The sequence below is a fragment of the Nocardiopsis protaetiae genome, assembly GCF_045446735.1.
Taxonomy (GTDB): domain Bacteria; phylum Actinomycetota; class Actinomycetes; order Streptosporangiales; family Streptosporangiaceae; genus Nocardiopsis; species Nocardiopsis protaetiae.
In genome coordinates this window covers 1-9,922 of record NZ_JBJJBV010000246.1, presented here as the reverse complement: position 1 = coordinate 9,922, position 9,922 = coordinate 1, and the positions used below count along the sequence as shown (strand labels likewise).

Here is a 9,922-nt window from a genome sequence, read left to right as displayed (position 1 = left end):
CTTCTGCTTCTTCCGGTCCGGTGCCTCGGTGTCCCGCCGGGCGGCACGGCCGCGCGGCCTGTCGGCTTTGGTCGCCTTACGGGCCTTTGCGGGCGGCTGCTGGGATTCGCGGGACACTGGGGCAGACTAGCCGCGCCGGGCGAAGCGCGGGAAGGCCGACACGCCCGCGTAGACGGCGGCGTCCTCCAGCAGCTCCTCGATGCGCAGCAGTTGGTTGTACTTGGCGACCCGCTCGCTGCGAGCCGGGGCGCCGGTCTTGATCTGCCCGGCGTTGGTGGCCACCGCGATGTCGGCGATGGTGGTGTCCTCGGTCTCGCCGGAGCGGTGGCTGATCATCGCCGTGTAGCCGCTGCGCTGGGCCAGGGCGACGGCGTCCAGCGCCTCGGTGAGGGTGCCGATCTGGTTGACCTTGACCAGCAGCGAGTTGGCGGTGCCGTTCTCGATGCCGCGGGTCAGCCGCTCGGGGTTGGTGACGAACAGGTCGTCGCCGACCAGCTGGACCTTGTCGCCGACGGCGTCGGTGAGCGCCTTCCAGCCCTCCCAGTCCTCCTCGTCCAGCGGGTCCTCGATGGAGACCAGCGGGTAGGCCTCGACCAGCTCGGCGTAGTAGGCGGACAGCTCCGCGGAGGTGATCGGCTTGCCCTCGAAGGTGTAGACGCCGTCGGAGTACAGCTCCGAGGCGGCCACGTCCAGGGCCAGCGCGACGTCGGTGCCCGGGGTGTACCCGGCCTTCTCGATGGCCTCGACGATGAGGTCCAGGGCGGCGCGGTTGCTGTCCAGGTTGGGGGCGAAGCCGCCCTCGTCGCCGACGGCGGTGACCAGGCCGTGGCTCTTGAGCACGGACTTCAGCGCCTGGTAGACCTCGGCGCCCCAGCGGACCGCCTCGGAGAAGGTGGACGCGCCGATGGGCGCGACCATGAACTCCTGGATGTCGACGTTGCTGTCGGCGTGCGCGCCGCCGTTGAGGATGTTCATCATCGGCACGGGCAGCACGTGCGCGTTGGGGCCGCCGAGGTAGCGGAACAGCGGCAGCTCCGCCTCCAGCGCGGCCGCGTGGGCCACGGCCAGGGAGGCTCCCAGGATGGCGTTGGCGCCCAGCCGGGACTTGTCGGGGGTGCCGTCGAGCTCGATGAGCGCGCGGTCGATGAGCCGCTGGTCGTCGGGCTCGAACCCGTGCAGCTCGTTGGCGATCTCGTCGTTGACGGCCGCGACGGCCTTGGTCACGCCCTTGCCGCCGTAGCGGTCGCCGCCGTCGCGCAGTTCGACCGCCTCGAACTTGCCGGTGGAGGCACCGCTGGGCACGCCGGCGCGCCCGATGATGCCGTTGTCGAGCCCGACCTCGACCTCGACGGTGGGGTTGCCGCGGGAGTCAAGGATCTCTCGCGCCTGAACTGCCTCGATGGACGCCACGGTCAGTCTCCGTCTCTTCGGTGTTTCTGGGAACCACTGTTCCAGGACCCGACACGAGACTAGCGACCCGCCCGGGCCGTGAGCACGGCCACCCTGTGGAATTGGTCTAGTCCATACCGGGCGTTCGCGGTCCCGTCGCCTCCAGAAGGGCCGCGGCGGCGATGGCGACGGCCCGGCCGCGGTGCTCGCGGGCCTGGTCGGCGTCGAGGTAGACGGCGAGGTCCTGGAGGCCGCCCAGGGCGATGATCGCGCCCATCCGGGCGGGCATGTCGGCGTCCTCCCCCACGATCGCGGCGTCCAGCCGGCGCCGCCAGGCCATGACGTCCCCGACCAGTCCGATCCGGCTCAGCGACGCCAGGTCGTTGAGCAGCGCGGTCATCAGGGTGCCGTGGCGCACACAGACGTCGAAGTAGGTGCCCAGGACCTCGTCGGGGGCGCGGTGGGAGGTCCCGTCCAGCCCGGCGAGGAACTCCTCCATGTCCCGCCGGAGGGGTTCGACGAGGGCGCGGAGCAGGTCCTCCTTGGACCGGAAGTGGTAGTAGAGCGCGGCCTTGGTGATGTCCAGGCGTTCGGCGATCTCGCGCAGGCTGGTCTTCTCGTAGCCCTGCCTGCCGAAGAGGTCGAGGGCGACCCCGAGGATCTCCGCCCTGGTGTCACCGTGCGTTCTGGGCACAGACGTCACTCCCGTTCCTGCCGCTGTTCATCCCACGAGTGTAACCCTGACTTTCCGACCGGTAAGTTACTTGACGCCCGGTAAGTAGCTCTCTACGGTGAAGGGGGCGGCACACCTTCCGAGGGACCCTTTGGAGGACCTCCCATGCCCGCCGTGCACGACGTCCTGATCTCCGGCGCCAGTGTCGCCGGACCCGCCCTCGCCCACTGGCTGCACCACCACGGCATCCGCGCCACCGTGGTCGAACGCGCCCCGGCCCCGCGGCCCGGCGGCTACGCCATCGACCTGCGCGGCGTCGCCATCGACGTGGCCGAGCGCATGGGCGCGCTCGACGAGATCCGCCGCAACATCACCGAGATGGACGGGGCCGCCTTCGTCGACGCCCGTGGCCGCCGCTCCGCCGGGTTCTCCTCCGCCGACGCGGTGGACGACGGCCGCTCACTGGAGGTCCTGCGCGGCGACCTGGTGCGCATCCTGCACACGCCCACCACCGCGCACACCGAGTACCTGTACGACGACACCCTCACCGCACTGGAGCAGGACGGCGACCGGGTGCGGGCGACCTTCGGCAGGGCCGCGCCACGCAGCTTCGACCTGGTCGTGGGCGCCGACGGGCTGCACTCCACGACCCGGCGGCTCGCCTTCGGCCCCGAGGAGCGGTACGCCCGGTTCCTGGGCGCCTACATCAGCATCTTCACGGTCCCGAACCACCTGGGGCTGGACCGGGAGGCGCTGCTGTTCAACGTCCCCGGCAAGGGCTCGGGGATGTACCAGACCCCGCGCGCCGAGGGCGCCAAGGCGATCTTCCTGGTCCGCACCGACGGCGCCGCCGGGACCGACCGCCTCCCGCCCGCCGACCAGAAGGCGTACCTGCGCGCGGAGTTCGCCGGGCTGGGCTGGGAGAACGACCGGATCCTGGACGCCATGGACGCGTCGGAGGACTTCTACTTCGACTCGGTCACCCGGATCCACATGGACGCCTGGTCGACCGGCCGGGTGGCCCTGCTGGGCGACGCCGGGTACTGCCCCTCGCCCATGTCCGGGCAGGGCACCAGCCTGGCCCTGGTCGGCGCCTACGTACTCGCCCGGGAGTTGGCCCGGCACGACGGCGCCGCCGCGGCCCTGGCCGCCTATGAGGCGCGGATGCGGCCCTACGTGGACGCCAACCAGGCCATCGCCGACGCCGGGCTGGGCATCCTCGCCCCGCGCACCCGCCGCGGGATCGTCCTGCGCAACACGCTGCTGCGGGCGGGCGGCCCGCTGCTCGCGCTGCTGGGCCGGTTCGACAAGCGCCTGTCACACGCCGCAGAGGCCCTGGACCTGGACGCCCCCGCCCCTGCCGCAGTCCGCCCCTGACCCGGGCCGTCCGCATCCGCGGGCATGCAGGGAGGCCGCCGCCGGGGACACCGGAGGCGGCCTCACCCCGGCGGCCGCCCGCTCAGGCGGGGGCGGCCCACCCGGGCGGAGACGGCCCCGCAGGGCGGCTCGCTCAGGTGGCGGCCCAGTAGGCGCGCCACTCCTGCTCGGACAGTCCACGCGGGTCGCGGCCGTCCGCGCGGGCGGCCGCCTCGGCGGCCCGCACCCGGGCGTCGAACCGGCGGGCCGCCGCGCGCAGGTCGGTCTCGGCGTCGCGGTCGCGGCCGCGCTCGTCGGCCACCGCCGCGAACAGCCCGCCGCCCTCGCCGCCGTCGTCGCCCACCAGGTCCGCGGGGAACCCGTTGCGCACCGCGCGCCCCTGCACCTCGGCGGCGAGCATCACCGCGGGCTGGGCGAAGGGCACCCCGTCCAAGATCGACACCTCCGCCTCCCCCCGGGCCTGCGCCTTGGCGGCCCGCTCGGCGGCCTTGATGGCCTCCCAGTTCGACCACACCTCGTCGGTGCCCGACACCTCCACCCCGCCGAACACGTGCGGGTGGCGGCGGGTCATCTTGTCGATGATCGCGTCGGCCACGTCGTCCACCGTGAACCGCTCCGGGTCGCCCGCGGGCCGCTCGGCGGCGATGGCCGCGTGGAACACCACCTGGAGCAGCACGTCGCCCAGCTCCTCGCGCAGCAGCCCGAGGTCGCCCTCCTCGATGGTCTCCAGCGTCTCGTACGCCTCCTGGATGAGGTACTTGGCCAGCGACTCGTGGGTCTGGCCGCGGTCCCAGGGGCACTCGCGGCGCAGCGTGTCCATCACCTCCACCAGGCGCAGCAGGCGGTGCCCGGCGGGCTGGGGTTCGGTCATGTCGGGTCCTCGTCCGTGTCGAGAGGGGAAGAAGAAGGGGTCAGCGGTCCTCGGGCAGCCAGCCGCCCGCGCGCAGCGCGGCCAGCACCACCGCCACCGAGTCGGCCGGGTCCGCGTCCACGGTGTCCACCACCAGGTCCGCGTCGTCGGGCTCCTCGTAGGGGTCGGAGATGCCGGTGAACGCGGGGATCTCCCCCGCCCGCGCCTTGGCGTACAGGCCCTTGCGGTCGCGGGCCTCGCACACCTGGAGCGGCGTCGCCACGTGCACCAGGAAGAAGTCGCCGCCCGCCTCCTGCGCCATCGCGCGCACCTCGGCGCGCCCCCGGGCGTAGGGGGCGATCGGCGCGCACACCGCCACCCCGCCGTGGCGGCCGATCTCCGCCGCCACGTAACCGATCCGGCGGATGTTCATCTCCCGGTCCTCGGTGGAGAACGTCAGCCCGTGCGAGAGCATGCGCCGCACCACGTCGCCGTCGAGCAGCGTCACCGAGCGGCCCGCCCGGCGGATCCCGTCGCACACACCCCGCGCGATGGTCGACTTGCCCGACCCCGACAGACCGGTGAAGAACACGGTCAGCCCGCGCCGGGTGCGCGCCGGCCGCAGCCGCGCCAGCTCCGCCCCCACCCGCGCCGGGGTGAACCACACCGGCAGCTCGCGGCCGTGCGCCAGCTCCGCCTCCACCTCGGCGTCGGACGGCTCCCGGCGGGCCCGCGCCGGGTCCACCCGGGTCAGCGGCTCCCACAGCCCCTCGTCCTCGACATAGCGCCACGGCTCGGGGTCCAGCACCGTGACCGGTGGGCGCCGGGCCATGACCCGGTCCACGTCCGGCCCCTCCCGGCCCGCCTCCACGATCAGGTGGGTGGCGCCGTACGCGGCGGCCACGTGCGCCGCCAGCAGCGCGTCCCGGTCCTCCCACGGGCCGCCGAACGGCCCGCTCCCCCGGGCGGCCGCGCGCGGCAGCGTGCACACCGCGAACGATGTGCGCGGGGGCAGCAGCGGCCGGGCCGCCAGCACCGCCGCCGTCATGCCCTCGTCCTCCAGGCCGGTGTCGATCAGGACCAGCACCTCGGCGCGTTCGGCCTCCACGCCCGGGGCCCGCCCCAGCGCCTCCGCCTGGGCGCGGATCTGGTGCAGGGCCCGGTGGTGCAGCGGCCGGTCGGTGACCACCGCCAGCAGCGGCGCCCCGGCCCCGTCCTCCAGGTCGCGGCGGGCGCGCACCTCCGCCGGGGTGGGCCGCAGCTCGCGCAGCACCCCGTAGGTGGGCGGCCGCAGCAGCGACACCTCGCCCGCCAGGCGGTGCCCCCCGGCCCCGTCCTTCCAGAGCTCGGCCACGGCCAGCTCCGCCAGCGGGGCGCCCTCCGGGTCGGTGAGGACCACCGTGCCGGAATCGACGGCGAAGTCCGCCGGGACGGGGAGGATGACCGGAACCGGCCACGCGCGCCCATCGGGCAGTGCGCCCGCGCGCTCCACCGACTCCGCCTGTTCGCGTGTCATGAATCCCGCCAGCGGGTACGCCCCGCTCAGGATCAGCTCCAGATGTGCGAGCGCGTCCGGGCCCGGGGCGAAGACCGGGGCGTCCGGCCGCCCGGAGGCCCCGTCCGACGTGCTCCCACGCCTGTCGACACTCACCACGCGACTTCCTCTCCCACGGCCCCACCGGTGTTCACCGAAATCGCCACTAGCGTATGCCGGACGGGGTGCGGGCCGCCGCGCCGCACCGTGCCGACGGCACCCGATCCACTGTGTCCGCGGCACCTGATCTACTACGAGGAACGGAATACGCGCAGGTCACGAAAGGTTCCCATGAAGGCACCGCCCGCCGTGCCCCCACGCCCGGACCGGGACACCGCGACGGCGCCCGTCCACACCCGGCCCGCGCGCGGGCCGCGGACTCGATAGTCTGAACAGACCCGGGCGGCGCCTACAGCCGTGCCGCCGCCCCTCACCGTGCAGGCCGCGACCTTCCGCCTGAACCGGAACTTCTTCTTCTTTCTTTGGTGCTATGAGCCTCATTGGACTTCTCGCCGACGTCTCCCGGGACCCGGCGCTGCACAGCGCGATCGAGACCGCCCGCGGCGGTCGCGATCCCCACCTCGACCTCGTCGCCCCCGCGGCGCTGCGACCCTTCATGGTCGGCGCCCTGGCCGCCGACGCGCCCCTGGGCGCCGGCCGCCCCGTCCTGGCCGTCACCGCCACCGAGCGGGAGGCCTCGGACCTGGCCGACGCGCTGCGTTCGCTGCTGCCCGAGAACTCCGTCGCGCTGTTCCCCGCCTGGGAGACGCTGCCGCACGAGCGGCTGTCCCCGCGTTCGGACACCGTCGGCCAGCGGCTGGCCGTGCTGCGCAGACTCGCCCACCCCGACCCCGCCGACCCGCTGACGGCACCGCTGAGAGTCGTCGTCGCGCCGGTGCGCAGCGTGCTCCAGCCGCTCGTGGCCGGACTGGGCGACCTCGAACCCGTCCGGGTCCGCCCCGGCGACGAGGCGTCCCTGGAGGACGTGGTCCAGGCCCTGGCCGACACCGGGTACTCCCGGGTCGACCTGGTGGAGAAGCGCGGCGACATGGCCGTGCGCGGCGGCATCCTCGACGTGTTCCCGCCCACCGAGGAGCACCCGCTGCGCCTGGAGTTCTGGGGCGACAGCGTCGAGGACATCCGCTACTTCCAGGTCGCCGACCAGCGGTCCATCACCCCCGGCGAGGGCGGCGACCACGGCGACGCCGCCTCCGGGCTGTTCGCCCCGCCCTGCCGGGAGCTGCTGCTCACCGACACCGTCCGCGAGCGCGCCCGCGCCCTGGCCGTCGAGCACCCGTCGCTGGCGGAGGTCCTCACCAAGCTCGCCGACGGCGTCGCCGTCGAGGGCATGGAGGCGTTCGCCCCCGTGCTCGCCGAGCGCATGGAACCGATGCTGGAGCTGCTGCCCGAGGGCGCCATGGTGGTGGGCTGCGACCCCGAGCGCATCCGCACCCGCGCCATCGAGCTGGAGGCCACCAGCGCCGAGTTCCTGGAGGCGTCCTGGATCAACGCCGCCTCCGGCGGCGAGTCGCCCATCGACCTGGGCGCCTCCGCGTACATGTCCATCGCCGACCTGCGCTCCATCGCCTCCCGGCTGGGCACGCCCTGGTGGGGGCTGACCCCGTTCAGCGCAGGCGAGGCCGACACCCGCGAGGAGGACGACGCCGTGGTGGTGGGCGCGGTGCCCGCCGACTCCTACCGCGGCGACACCGAGCGCGCCCTGGCCGACATCAAGGGCTGGCTGCACGACAACTGGAGCGTCGTGCTGGTCACCCAGGGGCACGGCCCCGCCGAGCGGTTCGTGGCGATGCTGCGCGACGCCGGGCTCGGCGCCAACCTGGTCCAGGACCTCACCGAACCGCCCGCCCCGGCCGTGGCCACCGTGACGACCGGGCTGGTCGACCACGGGTTCCTGCTGCGCACGGTGCACACCGTCGTGCTCACCGAGACCGACCTGGCCGGGCAGAAGTCCTCCACCCGCGACATGCGGCGCATGCCCAGCCGCCGCAAGGGCACCATCGACCCGCTCCAGCTCAAGCCCGGCGACCACGTCGTGCACGAGCAGCACGGGGTGGGCCGGTACCTGGAGATGGTCAGCCGCCAGATCCAGGGCGCCACCCGCGAATACCTGCTCATCGAGTACGCGCCGTCCAAGCGCGGCCAGCCCGGCGACCGGCTGTTCGTGCCCACCGACCAGCTCAGCGAGGTCACCCGCTACGTCGGCGGCGAGGCGCCCGCCCTGTCCAAGATGGGCGGCGCCGAGTGGAGCAAGGCCAAGAGCCGCGCCCGCAAGGTGGTGCGGGAGATCGCGGGCGACCTGATCCGCCTGTACTCGGCGCGCCAGGCCTCGCCCGGGCACGCGTTCGGGGCGGACACGCCCTGGCAGCGGGAGCTGGAGGACGCGTTCCCGTACGTGGAGACGCCCGACCAGCTGGCCGCCATCGAGGAGGTCAAGAAGGACATGGGGCGGTCCGTGCCCATGGACCGGCTGATCTGCGGCGACGTCGGCTACGGCAAGACCGAGGTGGCGGTGCGGGCCGCGTTCAAGGCGGTGCAGGACGGCAAGCAGGTGGCTCTGCTGGTGCCCACGACGCTACTGGTGCAGCAGCACCTGTCGACGTTCACCGAGCGGTACGCGTCCTTCCCCGTCACGGTCAAGCCGATGTCGCGGTTCCAGACCGACGCCGAGGTGGAGCTGACCCGGGAGGGGCTGCGCAACGGCGAGGTCGACGTGGTGATCGGCACCCACCGGCTGCTGTCGGCCGAGACCCGGTTCAAGGACCTGGGCCTGGTCATCATCGACGAGGAGCAGAGGTTCGGCGTCGAGCACAAGGAGGCCCTCAAGCGGCTGCGCACCCAGGTGGACGTGCTCGCCATGTCGGCGACGCCGATCCCGCGCACCCTGGAGATGGGCCTGACCGGCATCCGGGAGATGACCACCATCCTCACCCCGCCGGAGGAGCGCCACCCGGTGCTGACCTTCGTCGGGCCCTACGAGGACAAGCAGATCACCGCGGCGATCCGCCGGGAGCTGATGCGCGAGGGACAGGTGTTCTTCGTGCACAACCGGGTCGCGTCCATCGACCGGGTCGCCGCCGACATCAAGCGGCTGGTGCCCGAGGCGCGGGTCGCCTACGCCCACGGCCAGATGAACGAGCAGCAGCTCGAAAAGGTCATGGTGGACTTCTGGGAGAAGAACTTCGACGTGCTGGTCTCCACGACCATCGTCGAGTCCGGCCTGGACGTCCCCAACGCCAACACGCTGATCGTCGACCGCGCCGACACCTACGGCCTGTCCCAGCTGCACCAGCTGCGCGGCCGGGTGGGCCGCGGCCGCGAACGCGCGTACGCGTACTTCCTGTACCCGCCGGAGAAGCCGCTCACCGAGACCGCCTACGAGCGGCTGGCCACCGTCGCCCAGCACACCGAGACCGGCGCGGGCATGTACGTGGCGATGAAGGACCTGGAGATCCGCGGCGCGGGCAACATCCTGGGCGCCGAGCAGTCGGGCACCATCGCCGGGGTCGGGTTCGACCTGTACGTGCGCATGGTCGGCGAGGCCGTCGCCGAGCTCAAGGGCGACCAGGGCGCCGCCGAGGAGACCGAGACCCGCGTCGAGCTGCCGGTCAACGCCCACATCCCGCACGACTACGTGCCGGGCGAGCGGCTGCGGCTCCAGGCCTACAAGCGGATCGCGGGCATCACCGGCGAGGCGGACGTGCTCGCCGCCTACGAGGAGCTCACCGACCGGTACGGCACCCCGCCCCAGCCGGTGGACAACCTCATGGCGGTGGCCCGGTTCCGGGTCCTGGCCCGCTCCGCGGGGCTCCAGGACGTGGTGCTCCAGGGCAACCAGATCCGGTTCACCCCGGTGGAGCTGCGCGAGTCCCAGGAGCTGCGGCTGCGCCGGATGTACCCCAAGTCGCTGCTCAAGGAGGCCACCCGCACCCTCCTGGTGCCGGTGCCCAAGGCGGGCGGCATGGGCGGCAAGCCGCTGCGCGACCTGGAGCTGCTGGCCTGGTGCACGGAGCTGGTCACCGCCATCTTCGAACCGGACAAGCGCAAGCCCCCGGTCGTCACCGACTGACCCGGGAACGCC

6 protein-coding genes are annotated in these 9,922 nt (G+C 73.3%); 2 read left to right on the top strand and 4 right to left on the bottom strand.

Annotated elements, in window-relative coordinates:
• Nucleotides 1-126 precede the first annotated feature (126 nt).
• Both eno and ACJOT3_RS27580 read right to left on the bottom strand, forming a co-directional pair.
• Nucleotides 127-1,410 (bottom strand): phosphopyruvate hydratase, encoded by a 1,284-nt coding sequence (gene eno / locus ACJOT3_RS27585; protein ID WP_406976037.1) that lies wholly within the window; start codon nt 1,408-1,410, stop codon nt 127-129.
• Nucleotides 1,411-1,516: 106 nt separating this feature from the next.
• Nucleotides 1,517-2,083 (bottom strand): TetR/AcrR family transcriptional regulator, encoded by a 567-nt coding sequence (locus ACJOT3_RS27580; protein ID WP_406976036.1) that lies wholly within the window; start codon nt 2,081-2,083, stop codon nt 1,517-1,519.
• 144 nt (nt 2,084-2,227) lie between these two features.
• On the opposite strand from ACJOT3_RS27580, the gene ACJOT3_RS27575 reads away from it, so the two are divergent.
• Nucleotides 2,228-3,439, top strand: a complete 1,212-nt coding sequence (locus ACJOT3_RS27575) for an FAD-dependent monooxygenase (protein ID WP_406976035.1) — start codon at nt 2,228-2,230, stop codon at nt 3,437-3,439.
• 133 nt (nt 3,440-3,572) lie between these two features.
• Here the strand turns inward: ACJOT3_RS27575 and ACJOT3_RS27570 are convergent, their stop codons facing one another.
• Complete coding sequence (locus ACJOT3_RS27570) at nt 3,573-4,310, bottom strand: MazG family protein (RefSeq protein WP_406976034.1); 738 nt, start codon at nt 4,308-4,310, stop codon at nt 3,573-3,575.
• Nucleotides 4,311-4,350: 40 nt separating this feature from the next.
• Nucleotides 4,351-5,943 (bottom strand): adenylyl-sulfate kinase, encoded by a 1,593-nt coding sequence (gene cysC, locus ACJOT3_RS27565; RefSeq protein WP_406976033.1) that lies wholly within the window; start codon nt 5,941-5,943, stop codon nt 4,351-4,353.
• 370 nt (nt 5,944-6,313) lie between these two features.
• Between cysC and mfd the strand changes: the two genes are divergently transcribed.
• Complete coding sequence (gene mfd / locus ACJOT3_RS27560) at nt 6,314-9,910, top strand: transcription-repair coupling factor (protein WP_406976032.1); 3,597 nt, start codon at nt 6,314-6,316, stop codon at nt 9,908-9,910.
• The last annotated feature ends 12 nt before the right edge of the window (nt 9,911-9,922 follow it).